Origin of the sequence: Solwaraspora sp. WMMA2056, assembly GCF_030345095.1 — a bacterium.
Classification (GTDB): Bacteria; Actinomycetota; Actinomycetes; order Mycobacteriales; family Micromonosporaceae; genus Micromonospora_E.
In genome coordinates, this window is the sequence record NZ_CP128360.1 from 202,244 (window position 1) to 218,811 (window position 16,568).

16 protein-coding genes are annotated in these 16,568 nt (G+C 70.2%); 7 read left to right on the forward strand and 9 right to left on the reverse strand.

From position 1 onward, the window contains the following. Positions 1–30: 30 nt before the first annotated feature. The 3 genes from O7608_RS00975 to cysS form a co-directional block, all read right to left on the reverse strand. On the reverse strand, positions 31–2,649 hold the full coding sequence (locus tag O7608_RS00975; protein WP_289208197.1) for an Hsp70 family protein: 2,619 nt from the start codon (positions 2,647–2,649) through the stop codon (positions 31–33). Positions 2,650–2,754: 105 nt separating this feature from the next. Then, complete coding sequence (gene rlmB, locus O7608_RS00980) at positions 2,755–3,870, reverse strand: 23S rRNA (guanosine(2251)-2'-O)-methyltransferase RlmB (RefSeq protein WP_289208198.1); 1,116 nt, start codon at positions 3,868–3,870, stop codon at positions 2,755–2,757. Then, on the reverse strand, positions 3,870–5,312 hold the full coding sequence (cysS, locus tag O7608_RS00985) for a cysteine--tRNA ligase (RefSeq protein ID WP_289208199.1): 1,443 nt from the start codon (positions 5,310–5,312) through the stop codon (positions 3,870–3,872). Before cysS ends, rlmB begins: the two co-directional genes overlap by 1 nt. Positions 5,313–5,354: 42 nt before the next feature. Here cysS and O7608_RS00990 point away from each other — a divergent pair, with 42 nt between their 5' ends. Continuing rightward, positions 5,355–6,005, forward strand: a complete 651-nt coding sequence (locus O7608_RS00990; protein ID WP_289208200.1) for a helix-turn-helix domain-containing protein — start codon at positions 5,355–5,357, stop codon at positions 6,003–6,005. 57 nt (positions 6,006–6,062) lie between these two features. Here the strand turns inward: O7608_RS00990 and O7608_RS00995 are convergent, their stop codons facing one another. The 4 genes from O7608_RS00995 to O7608_RS01010 all read right to left on the reverse strand — a co-directional run bounded on the left by O7608_RS00995 (position 6,063) and on the right by O7608_RS01010 (position 9,321). After that, complete coding sequence (locus tag O7608_RS00995; RefSeq protein WP_289208201.1) at positions 6,063–6,743, reverse strand: HAD family hydrolase; 681 nt, start codon at positions 6,741–6,743, stop codon at positions 6,063–6,065. A gap of 19 nt (positions 6,744–6,762) precedes the next feature. Then, on the reverse strand, positions 6,763–8,181 hold the full coding sequence (locus O7608_RS01000) for a class II fumarate hydratase (RefSeq protein ID WP_289208202.1): 1,419 nt from the start codon (positions 8,179–8,181) through the stop codon (positions 6,763–6,765). A 194-nt stretch (positions 8,182–8,375) separates the two neighbouring features. Further along, positions 8,376–8,828, reverse strand: coding sequence for a hypothetical protein (locus O7608_RS01005; RefSeq protein ID WP_289208203.1), 453 nt, complete (start codon positions 8,826–8,828; stop codon positions 8,376–8,378). A gap of 124 nt (positions 8,829–8,952) precedes the next feature. Next, positions 8,953–9,321, reverse strand: a complete 369-nt coding sequence (locus O7608_RS01010) for a hypothetical protein (protein WP_289208204.1) — start codon at positions 9,319–9,321, stop codon at positions 8,953–8,955. On the opposite strand from O7608_RS01010, the gene O7608_RS01015 reads away from it, so the two are divergent. The 4 genes from O7608_RS01015 to O7608_RS01030 all read left to right on the forward strand — a co-directional run bounded on the left by O7608_RS01015 (position 9,299) and on the right by O7608_RS01030 (position 12,461). Beyond that, on the forward strand, positions 9,299–10,906 hold the full coding sequence (locus O7608_RS01015; RefSeq protein WP_289208205.1) for an RHS repeat-associated core domain-containing protein: 1,608 nt from the start codon (positions 9,299–9,301) through the stop codon (positions 10,904–10,906). The genes O7608_RS01010 and O7608_RS01015 overlap by 23 nt on opposite strands. A 1-nt stretch (position 10,907) precedes the next feature. Then, complete coding sequence (locus O7608_RS01020; RefSeq protein WP_289208206.1) at positions 10,908–11,303, forward strand: Imm7 family immunity protein; 396 nt, start codon at positions 10,908–10,910, stop codon at positions 11,301–11,303. Positions 11,304–11,392: 89 nt separating this feature from the next. Beyond that, on the forward strand, positions 11,393–11,686 hold the full coding sequence (locus tag O7608_RS01025) for a DUF3027 domain-containing protein (protein ID WP_289208207.1): 294 nt from the start codon (positions 11,393–11,395) through the stop codon (positions 11,684–11,686). A 445-nt stretch (positions 11,687–12,131) separates the two neighbouring features. Next, on the forward strand, positions 12,132–12,461 hold the full coding sequence (locus O7608_RS01030; protein WP_289208208.1) for an immunity protein CdiI family protein: 330 nt from the start codon (positions 12,132–12,134) through the stop codon (positions 12,459–12,461). Positions 12,462–12,522: 61 nt separating this feature from the next. Here the strand turns inward: O7608_RS01030 and O7608_RS01035 are convergent, their stop codons facing one another. Then, positions 12,523–13,719 (reverse strand): IS630 family transposase, encoded by a 1,197-nt coding sequence (locus tag O7608_RS01035; RefSeq protein ID WP_289208209.1) that lies wholly within the window; start codon positions 13,717–13,719, stop codon positions 12,523–12,525. Positions 13,720–13,817: 98 nt separating this feature from the next. Between O7608_RS01035 and O7608_RS01040 the strand changes: the two genes are divergently transcribed. Then, entirely contained in the window at positions 13,818–14,138 is a 321-nt protein-coding gene (locus tag O7608_RS01040; RefSeq protein WP_289208210.1) for a hypothetical protein, read from the forward strand. A 235-nt stretch (positions 14,139–14,373) separates the two neighbouring features. On the opposite strand, the gene O7608_RS01045 is transcribed toward O7608_RS01040, so the two are convergent. Then, complete coding sequence (locus O7608_RS01045; protein ID WP_353850483.1) at positions 14,374–14,799, reverse strand: nucleotide triphosphate diphosphatase NUDT15; 426 nt, start codon at positions 14,797–14,799, stop codon at positions 14,374–14,376. A 160-nt stretch (positions 14,800–14,959) separates the two neighbouring features. On the opposite strand from O7608_RS01045, the gene O7608_RS01050 reads away from it, so the two are divergent. Continuing rightward, on the forward strand, positions 14,960–16,435 hold the full coding sequence (locus O7608_RS01050; RefSeq protein ID WP_289208211.1) for an RICIN domain-containing protein: 1,476 nt from the start codon (positions 14,960–14,962) through the stop codon (positions 16,433–16,435). Positions 16,436–16,568: the final 133 nt, after the last annotated feature.

A 16,568-nucleotide genomic window follows, 5' to 3' on the forward strand; every position in this document is an offset into this window, starting at 1 on the left:
CCGGGATCAGTCGGCGGCTCAGGCAGCGGCTCAGGCGGCGACGAAGCGGTGCGTCACGAACCCGTCGTCGGTCGGGCAGACGATCACCGACCGGTCCCAGGAACAGGCTGCGGCCACCACGTCGCCGAGCACCCCGAGTTCGAGCAGATCGGCCGGGGCCGACACCGGCACGCCGGCCACGCTCACATCGTCGGCGTAACTGCTCGGGTTCTCCCGGAACCACAGCAGGTTCGCCGCGTCGACGCGGACCGCGACACCGTCGCGGCGCAGCACCTCCGTGCCTGACGCGTCGAGCAGCAACGACAGGTGATCGGTGGCGCTGCGGCGCAGCAGTACGTGCTCGCCGACCGGCACGACGACGTCGAACTCGGCCGCGTCGACCCGCCACCGTTGCGCCCGCTCGTCCAGGTCGATCACCACCAGCTCGTTGGTGTCGGCGCTGAACCCGGTCGACTCCAGCAGACAGACCAGCACCCCACCGCAGGGCACCATGGACTGCAGCCGCCGCTGATCGTCCGCCGGGGTGTAGAGGTTGACCGCCTCACCGGTGGTCGACAGGTCGTACGCGGCCAGCCGGTAGCCGCTGCCGGACGCGGCGATCAGCAGCCAGCCGGCGTACACCATGGCCGTGTCGGCCGGCGCGGCCACGTTGGGCCGCTCACCGAGCAGTTCGCCGCTGGCCGCGTCGAACACCCGTACCTGCCGGGTCGCGGTGATCTGCGCCAACCGCCGGTCGTCGCCGTGGTCCGGTGCGGTGGACAGCCCGTCGAACCCGGCCGGCCCGGTCAGGTCGACAGCGCTGACCGCCGGATACACCGCCGTGTCGGTGTCGCCGTACTGGTCGGCCGGGTTGGCGTGCGACCAGCGTTCGGTTCCGTCGGCCAGGTCCAGCCCGACCAGCTGGGCACCGGCCACGTCCGACCAGACGAGGACGTCGTCGAAGACGAAAAGCTGGTCGTCGCCGGTGATCGCGAAGTCCCACCGTTGCCGGCCGTCGTCGGAATCGAGCACCGCGACCGGCCGGGGCTCGCTGCTCAACCCGTCGGCGACGGCGATCAGCGCGTCCGGGGTGGCCCGCAGGCCCGCCCACCGGTCGGACCGCACCGTCGTGGCGACGTCCCACCGTTTCTCGCCGGTGGCCGGATCGATGGCGACGACCCCGAGGCGGCCGTCGTCGCGGAGGTAGCCGCCGTACGCCCGCCCGGCGACGAGCTGGGTGAAGTCGGCGTCGGCGTCCTCGCCGACGAGGATCGCTTCACCGACCGGGGTGAAGGCCCGGAACTCGATCGGCCGGGCCGGATCCCGCAGCAGGTAGACCACGGTGGCGGCGACCACGGCGACCAGGGCCAGCGAGGCCGCGCCGACCAGCCACGGCAGCCGCTTCGACCGCGCAGCCCGCCCCGTGGCCACGCCGACCGGCGGCACCGCGGCCGCGCCGGGTGCGGCCGGCGGCACGAAACCGGGTGCGGCTGGCGGCACGAGACCGGGCGCGGCCGGGGACACCGGGCCAGGCGCGGCCGGCGTCGCAGCCGGGGCCGGGCCGGGTGGAGCCGGCGACGCGACCGCAGCCAGCTCCGCGAGGGCACCTTCGGCGACCGGCAACTCCGGCTGCTCCAGTACGGTCGGCGCGACGCCCAGCTCACTGTGCAGCAGCCGGGCCACCAGCGGCACCCGGGACGAACCGCCGACCAGGAACAGTCCGGCGAGCTGGTCACGGCCGAGCCCACAGCCGTCGATCACCCGCGCCGCCTCCAGCACACCCCGGCGGATCAGCGGGGTGGCGACCCGCTCCAACTCGTCGCGGGTCAGGTGCACCGCCCGGTCCACCCCCGGTACGGCGACCGGCGCCGACGACGACCGGGACAGCATCTCCTTGGCACCCCGTACGTCGTCCCAGAACTGCCGCCGGTTGCGCCACTGCGCCGGCGTCGCCGGTGCCGCCAACTGGCGACCCACCTGCGGATCCAGTACGCCGCCGAGGTGTTCGACAAGCGCCGCGTCCAGATCGAGGCCGCCGAGTTCGGCCAGGCCGCCCGAGCCGATCACGACGAACCGGGCCCGGCCGGCCGGGTCCACCCCCTCGTTGCGGACCACGGCGACGTCCAGGGTTCCGCCGCCGAAGTCGAACACGGCCAGCGCCTGCCCGACGGGCACCGGTCGGCGCAGCACGTCGGCGAAGTAGCGGGCCGCCGCGACCGGCTCCGGCACCAGCCGGGTCCCGGCCGACGGCCAGCCGGCGCGGGCCACCGCGTGGGCCAGAACGTCGCGACGGCGGGCACCCCAGGTGGCCGGGTACGTCAACGCCGCCGGCGGCAGGAACCCGACGGCCTCCACCGCCGCCCGGGCGACCGCGCCGAGGACGGCGGCGAGCAGGTCGACGGTGGGCACCTCCCGGTCGCCGAGCAGCACCGTCGGCTCGTCGACCCGGCGTTTCGGGTTCGGCTCGTACCGGGCCGGGTCCGCCTGGGCGAGGCGCTGCGCGTCCCGGCCGACGTACAGCCGGTCGCCGAGGAACACCCCGGACGGCAGCAGCGGCGCGCCGTCGAACAGCAGCGGGCGGGTCCGACCGTCCGGCCAGCGCAGCACCGCCACGGTGTGCGAGGTGCCCAGGTCGACGCCGAGGGCGAAGCCCCCGTCCTGCCCTGTCATCCGCTGACCTCCGCTGCCGGCGGGACCGTCCCGCCCCCGGCATGCTACGGGTGGCTGACCCGGTGATCAGCGATCGGCCGGTCAGCCGACAGCACGGCGGCGAGGTCAGCCGACAGCGCGGCGGCGGGCCACTTCGGCGAGGGTGACGGCGGCGGCGACACTGGCGTTGAGCGATTCGACGTCGGAGTGCATCGGGATGCGTACCCGCAGATCGCAGGTCTCGCCGACGAGCCGCGACAGGCCGCGACCCTCCGAGCCGACCACCACGACCAGCGGGCCGACGGCGGCCTCCAGGTCGTACAGGTCGGTCTCGCCGTCGGCGTCCAGGCCGACCACGACGAACCCCTCCGCCTGGCACTTCTTCACCGCGCGGGTCAGGTTGACGACCTGGCTGACCGGCATCCGGGCGGCCGCGCCGGCGCTGGTCCGCCACGCCGTCGCGGTGATCCCGGCGGCCCGCCGCTCCGGCACGAACACGCCGTGCGCGCCGAACGCCGCCGCCGAGCGGACCACCGCGCCGAGGTTACGCGGATCGGTCACCCCGTCCAGCGCCACCAGCAACGGCTCCGGCTGCTCGGCCGCCGCCGCGACCAGATCCTCGAACGGCTCGTACGCGTACGCCGGCACCTGCAGCCCGACGCCCTGGTGCAGCACGCCGCCGGTCATCCGGTCCAGCTCGGCCCGGCTGATCTCCAGGATCGCGATGCCCCGGTCACCGGCGGCCCGCACCAGCTCGGTCACCCGCTCGTCGACGTCGATGCCCTGGGCGATGTAGAGCGCCGTGCCCGGTACGTTGGCCCGCAGCGCCTCGACCACCGGGTTCCGCCCGACCAGCAGCTCCGGGGCGTCCTTCGGCGGGTGCGACTTGCGCCCCGGGGAGACCCTCGGCCCGGACCGGCCACCGCCACGGGTCAGCTTGCCGCTGACCGGGCCGCCCCGGCTGCGGCCGCCGCCGCCCCAGGTGGTGTCCTTCGTGCCCGGTACGCCGACCTTCGGTGCCCGGCCCTCGGCGGCCGCCGCCCGGCGCTCCTTCTCCTGCTTCCAGGCGGTCTTGTTCGGCAGCTTCTCGGTGCCGGAGTAGCCCTTGTGCCAGGGACGTTCGTCGGCGGGCAGGGTGCGGCCCTTGCCGGACAGGCTGGAGCGGTTCTTGCCGCCGGAGCCCTGGGTGGTGCCCTTCTTGGAGGTGACCCGCCGGCCACGTCGTTGCGAGTTGCCGGGCATCAGGTCTGCTCTCCAATGGTCCATCGGGGTCCGTGCGGGGTGTCCTCGACCGCGATCCCGGCCTGCTTGAGCTGGTCACGCACCGCGTCGGCGGCGGCCCAGTCGCGCCGGGCGCGGGCCTGCGCCCGCTGGTCGAGGGCGAGGGCGATCAGCGCGTCGACGGCGCCGCGCAGTTCGTCGCGGGGGGCGGTGTCGCCCCACGCCGGGTCGAGCGGGTCCAGGCCGAGCACGCCCACCATGGCGCGGACCCGGCCGAGGCTGGCCCGGACCGCGTCGTCAGCACCGCCGTCGGCATCGGAGCTCGCGCTCGCGCCGGCCAGCAGGTTGTTGCCGTCGCGGATCTCGTCGTGCAGCACCGCGAACGCCGCCGACGTGTTCAGGTCGTCGTCCATCGCGGCGGCGAACGCCGCCGGCACGTCGGTCGCGGCGACCGCGCCGACCCGTTCCACCGCCCGCTGCACGAACCCTTCGACCCGCCGGTACGCCGTCGCGCTCTCCCGCAGCGCGTCGTCGGAGTAGTCGATGCGGGACCGGTAGTGCGCGGCGGTCAGGTAGTAGCGCAACTCGGCCGGGCGTACCCCGAGCTCGGCGACGTGGCCGAGGTCGATGACGTTGCCCAGCGACTTGCTCATCTTCGACGCACCCAGGTTGAGCAGCCCGTGGTGCACCCAGTAGCGGGCGAACGGCAGCCCGGCCGCCTTCGACTGGGCGATCTCGTTCTCGTGGTGCGGGAAGGTCAGATCCAGCCCGCCGCCGTGGATGTCGAACTCGGCACCCAGGTAGCGCCAGCACATCGCCGAGCACTCGATGTGCCAGCCGGGCCGGCCCGGACCCCACGGCGACGGCCAGGCCGCGTCGGCGGGCTCGTCCGGCTTGACGCCCTTCCACAGGGCGAAGTCACGCGGGTCGCGTTTGGCCCGCCCGACGCAGTCCTCGGCCGGCTGCATCGCGTCGAGGCGCTGCCCGGACAGGGCGCCGTAGTCGGCGTACGAGGCGACGTCGAAGTAGACGTCGCCGCTGCCGTCGCCGGCCGGGTAGGCGTGGCCGCGCTCGATCAGCAGCTCGATCAGCTGGTGCATCTCCGGCACGTGCCCGGTGGCGCGCGGCTCGTACGTCGGCGGCAGCACGTTCAGCGACCGGTACGCGGCGGCCAGCACCAGTTCGTTGGCGTACGCGATCGACCAGAACGGCTGACCGGCGGCGGCCGCCTTCTCCAGCACCTTGTCGTCGATGTCGGTGATGTTGCGGATGAAGGTGACCCGCAGCCCACGGTGGGTCAGCCAGCGGCGCAGCACGTCGTAGTTGACGCCGGAGCGAAGGTGACCGATGTGCGGGGCGGACTGGACGGTGAGCCCACACAGGTAGATCGAGACCTCGCCGGGCTGGCGGGGCACGAAGTCCCGCACGGACCGGGTCGCGGTGTCGTACAAGCGGAGCGTCACGCTACGAGGGTACCGACTGGCCCACGTCCGTACGCTGTCGGAGTGGACGCGCGAGGGGCGGAGACGGCGCAGACCCTGGACCGGGGGCTGCGGCTGCTGCGGCTGGTCGCCGAAGCGCCCGGCGGGGTCAGCGTCACCGAGGCCGCCGGGCAGCTCGGGGTCGGCCGGGCCGCCGTCTACCGGCTGGCCACCACGCTGGCCGCGCACGGCATGCTGCGCCGGGACACCGCCGGCCGGCTGCGGCTGGGTGCCGGGCTGCTGCAGCTGGCCCGCCGGGCGCAGCCGCTGCTGGCCGACGCCGCGCTGCCGGCGCTGCGCAGGCTCGCCGAGTCCGCCGGGGCCACCGCCCATCTGACCGTCGCCGAGGGCGTCGAGGCGGTGGCGCTCGCCGTCGTCGAACCCAGCTGGACGGCGTTCCACGTGGCGTACCGGACCGGGTCGCGGCATCCGGTGGATCGCGGGGCCGCCGGGCGGGCGATCCTGGCCGGCCGCGACGGTACGCCCGGACCGGTGACCAGCAGCGGCGAGCTGCAACCCGGCGCGTACGGGGTGGCCGCCCCGGTGCTCGGGGTGCCCGGCCTGGAGGCCAGCGTCGGCGTGGTGGCGATGGGCACCATGGACGTGTCGGCGATCGGCGCACAGGTGCAGGCGACCGCCGAGGCCGTCGCCCGGCTGCTGGCCGGCGACGCGTGAGCCGCACGCCGACGCGCAGCGGGTCGGCGCGCGAATGGCGGCTCAGAACAGGTCGGCTCAGAACAGGTCGGCGAGGGCGTCGGGCAGCTGTGCCAGGGTGGTGACCTGGGCGTCCGGGCACACCTGCGGCGGGCAGGACTCGCCGCGCCGGTTCAGCCAGATCGCCCGCAGCCCGGCCGCCTGCGGGCCGACCACGTCGTGCGCGATCGAGTCGCCGACGTAGACCACCCGGTCGGCACGGGTGGCCCCGGCGGCGGCCAGTACGGCACCGTAGAACCGCTGGTCGGGCTTTTTCGGCAGGCCATCGACGTGCGCGTACACCTCGAAGGCGAACTGGCCGCGCAGGCCGCACCGGTCGGCGCGGCTGTTGCCGTTGGTGGCCAGGCCGACGGCGTACCGGCGGCGCAGCTGGCTCAGGGCGGGCAGCGTGTCGGCGTACGGTCGGCTGAGCTCGAACCGGCGGGCGAAGAAGATGTCGGTGATCCGGTCCAGTTCGTGCGGCAGACCGACCCGGGCGACGGAACGGGCCAGGGCGGCCCGGCGGATCGACATCACCGGCGCGGACGGATCGGCGGCGAACGCGAGATCCCAGTCCTCGGCCATGTCGTCGAGGGTCAGGTCGGCGGCGCGGGGGGTCAGCTGGCGCAGCTCGGCGAGGACGGTCCGCAGCGCGCCGGTGACCGCGGGCCGCAGGTCGACGAGGGTCTCGTCGACGTCGAACACCACGGTGGTAATCACCCCACCAGGGTATGCCTGCTCAACTGGGGCGGGTCATCCGCAGAACGTCCAGCGCCTCGTCCAGCTCGGCGGCGGTCAGCGTGCCGGCGTCGACGTGGCCGCGTTCCAGGACGACCGCGCGGATCGACTTGTTCTCGGCGAGGGCCTGCTTGGCGATCGAGGCGGCCTCGTCGTAGCCGAGGTGCCGGTTGAGCGGGGTGACGATCGACGGCGACCCTTCGGCGTACGCCAGGCAGGTCTCCGGGTTGGCGGCCAGCTCGACCACGCAGCGCTGGGCGAGCAGCCGGCTGGCGGCGGCGAGCAGCCGGACCGCTTCGAGCAGGTTGCTGCCCATCACCGGCAGCATCACGTTCAGCTCGAAGTCGCCCTGGCTGCCGGCGAACGCGATCGTCGCGTCGTTGCCGATCACCTGGGCGCAGACCTGGCGTACCGACTCGCAGACCACCGGGTTGACCTTGCCCGGCATGATCGACGACCCTGGCTGCAGGTCGGGGATGCGCAGTTCGCCGAGGCCGGCGCGGGGGCCGGAACCCATCCACCGGATGTCGTTGGCGATCTTGTAGAGGCCGACGGCGATGGTCCGCAGCTGCCCGGACGTCTCCACCAGAGCGTCGCGGGCACCCTGTGCCTCGAAGTGGTTACGGGCCTCGGTCAGCGGCAGCCCGGTCGTTTCGGCCAGCTTGGCGATGACGGCGGCGGCGAACCCGGGTGGGGTGTTCACCCCGGTGCCGACGGCGGTGCCGCCGAGCGGCAGTTCGGCCAGCCGGGGCAGGATCGACCGGAGGCGTTCCTGGCCGTAGCGGACCTGCGCGGCGTAGCCGGAGAACTCCTGGCCGAGGGTGACCGGGGTGGCGTCCATCAGGTGGGTACGGCCGGCCTTGACCACGGTGGCGAACTCGTCGACCTTGCCTTCCAGCGCGGTCGCCAGCTCGTCCAGGGCCGGGATCAGCTCGTGCACCACCTGGTGCGAGGCGGCCAGGTGGATCGAGGTCGGGAAGACGTCGTTGCTCGACTGCGAGGCGTTGACATGATCGTTGGGGTGCACCGGCCGGTCGAGTTCACGGGCGGCGAGGGTGGCCAGGACCTCGTTGGTGTTCATGTTCGACGAGGTGCCCGAACCGGTCTGGAACACGTCGACCGGGAACTGGTCGTCGTAGCCGCCGGAGGCGACGTGCGCGGCGGCGGTGACGATCGCCTCGGCGATGCCGGCCGGGATCACCCCCAGGTCGGCGTTGACCTGCGCGGCGGCACCCTTGATCTGGGCGAGCGCGCGGATCTGGGCGGATTCGAGCGTACGGCCGGAGACCGGGAAGTTGTGCACCGCGCGCTGGGTCTGCGCCCGCCACAGCGCGTCGGCCGGCACCCGCACCTCGCCCATGGTGTCGCGTTCGATCCGGTAGCCCTCGTCGCTGATGCCCTCGTCCGTCACCCTTCCCATCCTGCCCGCAGTGGCGGCACTGCGCAGACGATGTGGCCGAGGCCACCTGGGTGTCGCGCTCCCTGCCCGAGACCACTGTCGCGCACCAACAGTATTCCTCTGAGGAATAATTATTCCTCAGAGGAATACTGCTGAACGCGAATACATCCTTCAGGCCCGGCCGGGCCAGCCGTCACTCCCGGCCAGGCCAGCCGTCACTCCCGGGTGGTGGCGTCGCTGGTCGAGCCGCCGACCGGCGTACCCATGCCACCGCTGGTCGCGTCGCCGGTCGTCGTCGGCGTCACCTTGCCCCGCCCCCGGCCCTTCTTCCCCCGGCCCTTCTTCCCTCCGCCGGGGTCCTTGTCGCGGCCGGGGCCGGCGGCGCGGCGGGTGCTGGCCGGTCCGGCGGTGCCGCCGGTGGTGGTCAGGCCGCCGCCGGAGCGGGTCGGGCCGCCGTCGCGCAGCACCTCGGCCGGGATCGGCAAGTCGGCCGGGTCGTCGAGGTCACGCTGCTTCACCTCGCGGACCGGGTCCGTCGGCGGCGCGACCACGTCGTCCAGGATCTCCTGGCGGTACGCCGACCGCTGCTCCAGCTCGTCGACGAACGCCTGCCCGTGATCACGCTCGGAGTCCCGGTCCTGCCCCGCGTTGTCGCTACGTCGCCCCATGTCGTCGCCCTCCCGTCCTGGAGGCGGGGGTGCCCCGATCGGCAGCCACGAAACCTACGCGGGCCGCGGCATCGCTCTGTGGGAGCGTCAGAGCGCCGGCCTGGAACGGCTGACGCGCGCGACCTTAGGCAGATACGAACCGGGTGCGCTGGCGGAGCACAGCCAGGGCGGCGGCCGGATCGGCCAGTCGGGCGGCGAGGGTGGCCATCGCGAGCCGGGCCGGCAGGGCGGTGCTGAACTTGAGCCCTTCCAGGGCCTTCTCGTCGACGTCGGGCAGACAGATTCGTTCGGTGGCGTCTGCGGTGAGTGACCGCCAGTCGGCGGGGGTCAGGTCGGCGCGCAACCGGATCTGGCAGTCGTCGAAGCGCTGCACCGGGTCGACCACCTCGCTGAGGGTGGCGGCGAGGGTGGCGTTGGCCCGGTATCCGGCCCAGGTCCACCAGCGCAGGTCGCCGGAGCGGTCGCGCAGAATGACGTTGCCGCCGGGGTGCACGAGCGAGGAGCGCTCGTCGCGTACGCGGTGCAGGCGGTCGACCGCGCGGCCGACCGCCTACGCCTACGCCTACGCCTACGCCTACGCCTACGATGACCGGCCGACCGGGCAGACCGTCGACGGCGTCGCCACCGCCATCTCCTACGACGCGAACGGCTCCCTGGCCAGCCAGACCGGACCGGCCGGCACCCGCGAATTCGACTACGGCCTCGACGCCAACCTGCGCGCCGTCGAGCTGGAGGACAGCCAGACGATCGGGTACGGCTACGACGAGGCCGGCAACCGCGTCAACCGCACGGTCGACGCGGTCCTGGACGCCAGTTGGAGTTGGGACACCCTCGGCCTGCCGACCCGTCTCGACGAACGCGACGGCACCGACACCCTGACCCATCAGTGGTGGACAGACCCACTGACCGACCTGGGCGGTGCCCTCGCCGACACCGCCGCCGGCACCCCGGCCTGGCTACTCGGCGACCATCAGGGCAGCATCACCGGCGTCGCTGACGCGACTACCCTGACCGGCAGCGGCGACCTCGACCCGTACGGAAGCCCGACCGGTGCCGACACCGGCGACTACGCCGACAACCCGCTGCGCTTCCACGGCCAGTACCTCGACCACACCACCGGCCTGTACGACGTCCGGGCCCGCGACTACGACGCCGCCACCGGTCGTTTCACGTCCCCGGACCCAGTTGCCGCCGCAGCGGGAACCGCCTTCATCCAGACCTACCACTACGGCTACAACCGACCGACGGTCCTGACCGATCCGACCGGACTGTGCCCGATCATTTGCACCGCCATCATTGGCGGGGTAGCCGGGGCTGCCGTCGGCGGCATCGACTGCTGGCTCAGCCGCGACGACCGCAATACCTGTCTCACGAAAATTGCCGTCGGCGCGGCGGCCGGCGCGCTCACCGGTGCCACTCTCGGCGCCGGGGGCAGCGCAGCCGCCGGCCTGTACGGCGGGGTCAGCACCGGGACCCAGATCGCCGGGGGCATCGTGGCCGGCGGTGCCGGCAGCGTCCTTTACGGATCCGGGGTAGCCGCCGCCACCGGGCAGCCCTACAGCTACGGCAATGCCGCCAACGACTTCCTCTGGGGCGCCGCCGGCTCCGCTGGTGGCGTCGCAGCCGGTACAGTAGCCCAACGAGCCGCCGCCCGCACCGCAGGGTTCCAAGCCGCCAACTGCCCGGCACCGAACAGCGTGGGTGCGGTTGGTCGGCCATACATAGGCAGGACCGCCAACGAGCTAATCGACGTAAATATTAAAGATCCCGCAGCTCAAGCTCTGGCGGTTCGCATCCACGGTCGAGCCTCCGTGAGGTTTTCGGGCGACCCTAAGGGGCGGGAGTTTGACGCGGTGAGCCACCTCTACGTAGCACAGTCCAAGCCAGCAAATTACCAAATCGGCAGCAGCTTCCGCCGCCAGGCACAGGCAACGTTCGAGATGGCGATTCAGACCGGACGACGTCCGTACTTTCATTTTGAGGGACCACCGATGCCAGAGGTGACCCGCAAGCTCCAGGAGTATGGTGTGCGATACGGGATACAGCCCGTGATCGACACTAGGCGACTCGGAGGATGACATGTACGAACTTCACGGATGGATCACCCTCTTAGACAACACGTATGAATCAAATTTCGACACCCTCGACCCGATGATTCAGCAGCTAAACAGCCTGATCAACAAGGCCCACTGGACGACGATGTCCGTCGAACTTCGACCCCTCAACGGCACCTATCACCTTTCTGTGGACATAAATGCCAACCGGAAACGCGATGAAGCCAGGCTTGCGGACGAGATCTTGCAATTCGTGGCGGACCATCTATCCGGATCCTACGGAATCCTGCACGACCGTGATGACGAGCGATCAGACCCACCTGGACCAAATGCCTTTCGGGTCAGAGTAATTCGACGCGGACAGATAGTCCAAGAATCAGACAACTTCCTATCCCCATGTCGGCCACTAATTGAAGACTGACCCAGAACCGCAGCAGAAACCCCAGGAACCTGCGGTCATCATTCATCGTGAATAAGAAACGGCGAAAAGAATCAATCGGATGTCGACAGATGGACAACATAGACAGGGATCATAGCAAAAACCGATATTTCTTAGACGAGACACATAAATGCTGGGTCGCTCTTCGGAATCGCGACACCGCCCGCGCCGACTATCATGAAGAATGGTACGATGAGCAATGCGGCTCATGTAAATTTTGGTTGCCGCTCGCAGGTGAGCTGGGTGCAGATTATGGCGCGTGTGCCAACGCCCGATCACCCTTCGACGGCAGGGTACAATTTGAACATGATGGCTGCGATGAATTCGAGGATGCAGGCGAGTGGGTGGCCAGAAGCTCTCCATAGGCGAACACCTTCCGAACAACCCGGCACTAAGGCCTGCGCAAGCACCATCACCGCACATCCAGTCCCATGTAGAAAGCATCTTGGGTCCGACCTAGCCGCCGTCGACGATTGCCTCGGAATAGAAGAACGGAAATGGCAGGAGTTGCCCCGATAGCACCTGGAGTCAACAGCCAACTGCTGTGGCTTGACTACTGAGTGGCCCGACGAACGGCCACGACGCCGATAACTTTAAAGACCGGAGGCGCTGGCCGCGTTCCATACGGACACCGGCCAGCAGGTCGGTTGCGTCGGGGGTGCCCGGGGCCGCGCCGCAGCCATCGATCTCGTCTTGAAGCGGCGAGAAGCTGTCGATCGGCTGGAACAGCCAGCCAGCGCGAGTCACCGAACAGTTGGTCCCTAGTGGAGACGAATCCCGTTGGCAGAAGATAAATTGCTCGTGCAAGTCATGGCTGACTACGATTGTTTTCCACTCTGGCTCCTCAACAGAGGCGGCACGGACAATGTCGACCCAAGAGAGCTGAGGCTCTCGCCGCAGCTTCGCTCAGCACTGTTGGCGTGGGCAGATGCCTACGATGCGACGCTGGACCGCCAGGATCCCGTTGCATCCGGCTTCCCGGACGCCGCAGCAGAGGAGAGCTTCCATGCGCACGGTGTCGAACTGGCCCATCAGGTAGCTGCCGAACTTGGCGCAAGGTACCAAGTAACATACATTGATGGCCGCACCGGCAATGCGCCCAGATCGGGTGACGGCACTTCCGGCCATACGCGCAACTGACCGGCCTACCAGCAAGGGCTGGTCGCAACCTAAGTGGTCGGCGCCGTAAGTCCTTCGGGGGTTACGCGGCCAGGGCGTGTGCGGCGGGTTGGCGTTCGCGGCTGGAGGGCTGTTGGGGGTTCTGCTCTTTCGGTTCGTGTCGCTCGATCCGGGCGAGTAGATCGGCGAGGTCGGTTGGGGTGAACTTCCATCTGAAGGGCCGGGCGGTCGCGTTGTAGCGCTGCTCGAAGGCGGTGAGGCGGTCCTGCACCTGGTCGAGGTTGGTGAAGTCGTTGGGGGTGACGACTTTGCGTTGCACGATGGAGAAGTAGATCTCCACTTGGTTGAGCCGGGAGGCGTGGACCGGGGTGTGGATCATGACGGCGTTGGGGTAGCGCCTGGCCAGCCGGTTGATCGCGGCTTGGCCTCGGTGGGAGGAGCCGTTGTCGACGATCCAGAACACCCGCCGGGCGGAGGCGTACGGCTCGCGGGTCATGACTTCGTCGACCAGTTCGGTGAACGGGTCGATGCCGGTGGTGTCCTGGCAGAGTCCGATGACGTGGGCGCGGTGCACGTCGTAGGCGGCGAGGTAGGCGAGTGCGCCGCCGCGGTCGTATTCGTGGTTGACCCGCATGGCGCGGGCCGCGCCCGGTGGCAGGGTGGGGTGGCAGCGGCAGCGGGCCTGGATGCTGGTCTTCTCGTCGGCGCAGATGACGTACTCGTCGTCGCCGAGCGGGACGCCTTGGTAGGAGCGGGCGTAGAGGTCGAGCACGCGGGTGGCTTTGACCGCGAAGTCGGGGTCGCGGATGAAGATCCAGGACTGGTGTTGCCAGGGTTTGAGGGTGTCGGTGGCCAGGATTCGGCGGATCGTGGAGGGCGAGATCTCCGCGACGATGCCCCGGGCGACGACCTCGCGGGCCAGGTCGGGGCAGCTCCACCGCGACAGTGGCGCCTCGGCCTCGGCCGGTAGCTGGCAGGCCAGGGCTTTGACCTCGGCGACCTGCACGGGCGTGAACCGGACTGGCCGCCCGGTTCGCTTGCGGTCGGCCAGACCGGGCAGTCCCTGCTCGGCGTAGCGTCCACGCCAGCGGCGCACGGTGTCGATGTGCACGCGCTGCCGGGCGGCGATCTTCTGGTTGGAGTAGCCGTGGGCGGCGTCGCGGACGATCCGGGCGCGGATGACCTGCTGGTAGGCGGCGGTGTGGGAGTGGGCCAGGGCCTTGAGCCGGTGCCGGTCGGCGGCGGGCAAGGTGATCTGGCGTGCTCGGGGGACGGGCACGGGCGAGCCTTCACGACAATGATCCGGGGTGGGGGCTCGCAGGTTGCCCTGCCGATGCCGCCGTCGGGCGTCGACACGCCGGGGGCAGGATGTGACCCATGCCGGCGATTCCCGAGTCCACCAAGAACTCCCTGGCGCAGCGGCTGCGTGAACACGCCAAGGCGAGATGGCCCCAGCTGGCTGCGGTGGATGTGCGCTGTCGCGGGCGGTTCGCGTACGTCACCGGCGAACTGGCCAACGGCGAGCGGCTGCCGCTGATGCGGTACCGCTACGGCGGGTCCGCGCACCGCTGGGGCACCGCGATCTACGTGGCCGGCAGCAACAGCTACGAGGACCAGATCTGGTTCAGCGGCAGTGTCGAGGACGCCTTCGACTTCGTCTGCGACATCCACATCAGCCCCATCACACCCGAACCCTGACCCCAGTCACCCGTCAACCCCCGAAGGACTTACGGCGCCGACCACTAAGAACGACGAAACGGCGAGAAGGAGTGGGACTGATTCAATCAGTCAGCTTGGAAGGCAGGAGACTCGGCGTCGGGCTGGCCGCCTTCTGCACGAGCACGGGCCAGCAGGTCGGCAGCGTTAAGGGTGTCCGGGGGCCGCGACGCCGCCGTCGCTGATTTCAGCGAGGGTCTGTCGGTTCTGGCTCGGGTCAGCCTGGTGGACGCGAGCTGCGGAGCAGTTGATCAAGATCGTGGTGGTCGAGCAGGTTCCGCATGGGGAGGAAGAGTGGATCAGGCATCGTGGGCGGGGCGGTCCAGCTCAGGTCGACGAACTTGTCCGGCTCGCGGACCTGGGGGCTGCCGCGCAGGTGGTCGCTGATCATCCAGATGGTCACGTAGTGCCGGGCGGCGTCGAAGACGTCGTTGGTGACCGCGCCGAAGCGTACGTTGGTGATCTCGACGCCGGTCTCCTCGGCGACCTCCCGCCGCGCGGTCTGCTCGAAGCTCTCCCCGTGTTCGAGGTGGCCGCCGGGCAGTGACCAGGTGCCGGCCCCGTGGGCACCTTTGCGGAAGCCCATAAGGAAGCGACCTTCGCGAAGCACGAAGACCGCCACCCCTACCTGAGGTCGCTGCACGCCGGTCAGCTAACCCCGAGCCGATCCGGGCCGTCAACCGCCCCGTACGGCGATCTTCGGTGTATTGACAGCGTTGGATGCAGTCGCTGACACTTGTCGGCAACACGCATGTAACAACAGTGTTGTTAACGCTCACATCGAGGCTCGCCCGGGAGGCGCCATGAGTCACCGCTGGTTGCGTCGGTTGCTGATCGTGCCGGTGATCGCGATGGCCGCGACACTCGGCGGTGTCGTCGTCACGTCCTCCCCGGCCGCTGCCGCCACCAGCAACTTCCGAGGCATGAACTGGGCCGTGCTGGGCGACAACTTCAGCACCGGTCCGCTCGTCGTGCACGGGCTGAGCATGTCCGACAGCAACGCGACGGTACGGGCCAAGGCCAACGCCATCTACGACGACATGGCGGCCACCATGGGGGTCAACACCGTACGGCTGCCGATCAACACCCACACGGTCGGTACGGCCTGGTGGGAGGCGTACCGGGGTGCGATCGACGCCGCGACCGCCCGCGGCTTCAAGGTCATCCTGGCGTACTGGGAGGACGGCGCGGCCTCCGGCGGCCGGGTCACGAACCTCGCGGCGTGGAACGCCATGTGGTCCACGGTCACCCACACGTACGGGTCGAACCCGAACGTCTACTTCGAGCCGATGAACGAGCCGCACGGCTACAGCTCGGCGGAGTGGCGCAACGTGGCGGCCAACTGGCTCAGCTACCACTACTCGGCGGTGCCCGGCCGGGTGCTGATCGGCGGCACCGGCCTCAGCCAGGACCTGCGGGACGTCTGCAACGACAGCCGCTTCAACGCGACGCTGTTCTCCTTCCACCACTACGCCTTCTTCTACGGCGAGATGAGCTACGACGCCTTCCGCAGCCACATCCAGACCCGGCTCGGCAACTGCGCCTCCCGGGCGGTCGCCACCGAGTTCGGTGCGCCGATGAACGACGGCCGTAACTACGCCGAGCCGAACAGCACCGACAACTTCGTCCGCCACATCCGCGCGATGGCCCAGGTGATGCGCGACAACCAGATGGGCGGCACCTACTGGCCGGCAATCGGCGGCAAGACCGGCAACATCGGGTACGACTGGTACTCGATGTTCGCGCTCAGCGGCAGTGGCACCGGCCTGGACCTGACGGTCCGCAACCCCTCCGGTGCCGACCGGATCCGCTACGGCTGGGGCGACGCCGTCAGCGACGACCCCTCGACTCCGCCGACGGGGACGTTCTACCGGGTCACCGCGCGGCACAGCGGCAAGGCCATGGACGTGCAGCAGCCGAACACCGACAACGGTGCGCGGGTCGGCCAGTACACCTACAGCGGCAACGCCTGGCAGCAGTGGCAGTTCCAGGACGCCGGCGGCGGCTACTGGCGGATCGTCAGCCGGCACAGCGGGAAGTGCCTCGACGTGGTGAGCGCCTCCACCGCCGACGGTGCCGAGCTGATCCAGTACACCTGTGGCAGCGGCACGAACCAGCAGTTCCAGATGGTCGCCAACGGCAGCTACTTCCAGCTCCGGGCCCGGCACAGCGGCAAGTGCGTGGACGTGCCGGCCGCCTCGACCGCCGACGGCGTGGTCCTGCACCAGTGGTCGTGCCACACCGGCACCAACCAGCAGTGGTCCCGTACGGCTGTCTGACCGCTCTCCCCCGGTTGGGGCGTGACCGAGTCCAGCACCACGCTGCGTCACCGGTCCCGGCACCAGTTGGTCGATCCAACGGTATTCCTGTGAGGAATGATTATTCCTCACAGGTATATCGCTGAGCACGAAT

Excerpts from the sequence above, each read along its gene's own strand:
- O7608_RS00975 (WP_289208197.1), bottom strand. The coding sequence starts at position 2,649 with ATGACAGGGCAGGACGGGGGCTTCGCCCTCGGCGTCGACCTGGGCACC.
- rlmB (WP_289208198.1), bottom strand. The coding sequence starts at position 3,870 with ATGCCCGGCAACTCGCAACGACGTGGCCGGCGGGTCACCTCCAAGAAG.
- O7608_RS01000 (WP_289208202.1), bottom strand. The coding sequence starts at position 8,181 with ATGGGAAGGGTGACGGACGAGGGCATCAGCGACGAGGGCTACCGGATC.
- O7608_RS01005 (WP_289208203.1), bottom strand. The coding sequence starts at position 8,828 with ATGGGGCGACGTAGCGACAACGCGGGGCAGGACCGGGACTCCGAGCGT.
- O7608_RS01015 (WP_289208205.1), top strand. The coding sequence starts at position 9,299 with ATGACGTTGCCGCCGGGGTGCACGAGCGAGGAGCGCTCGTCGCGTACG.
- O7608_RS01020 (WP_289208206.1), top strand. The coding sequence starts at position 10,908 with ATGTACGAACTTCACGGATGGATCACCCTCTTAGACAACACGTATGAA.
- O7608_RS01025 (WP_289208207.1), top strand. The coding sequence starts at position 11,393 with ATGGACAACATAGACAGGGATCATAGCAAAAACCGATATTTCTTAGAC.
- O7608_RS01030 (WP_289208208.1), top strand. The coding sequence starts at position 12,132 with ATGGCTGACTACGATTGTTTTCCACTCTGGCTCCTCAACAGAGGCGGC.
- O7608_RS01040 (WP_289208210.1), top strand. The coding sequence starts at position 13,818 with ATGCCGGCGATTCCCGAGTCCACCAAGAACTCCCTGGCGCAGCGGCTG.
- O7608_RS01050 (WP_289208211.1), top strand. The coding sequence starts at position 14,960 with ATGAGTCACCGCTGGTTGCGTCGGTTGCTGATCGTGCCGGTGATCGCG.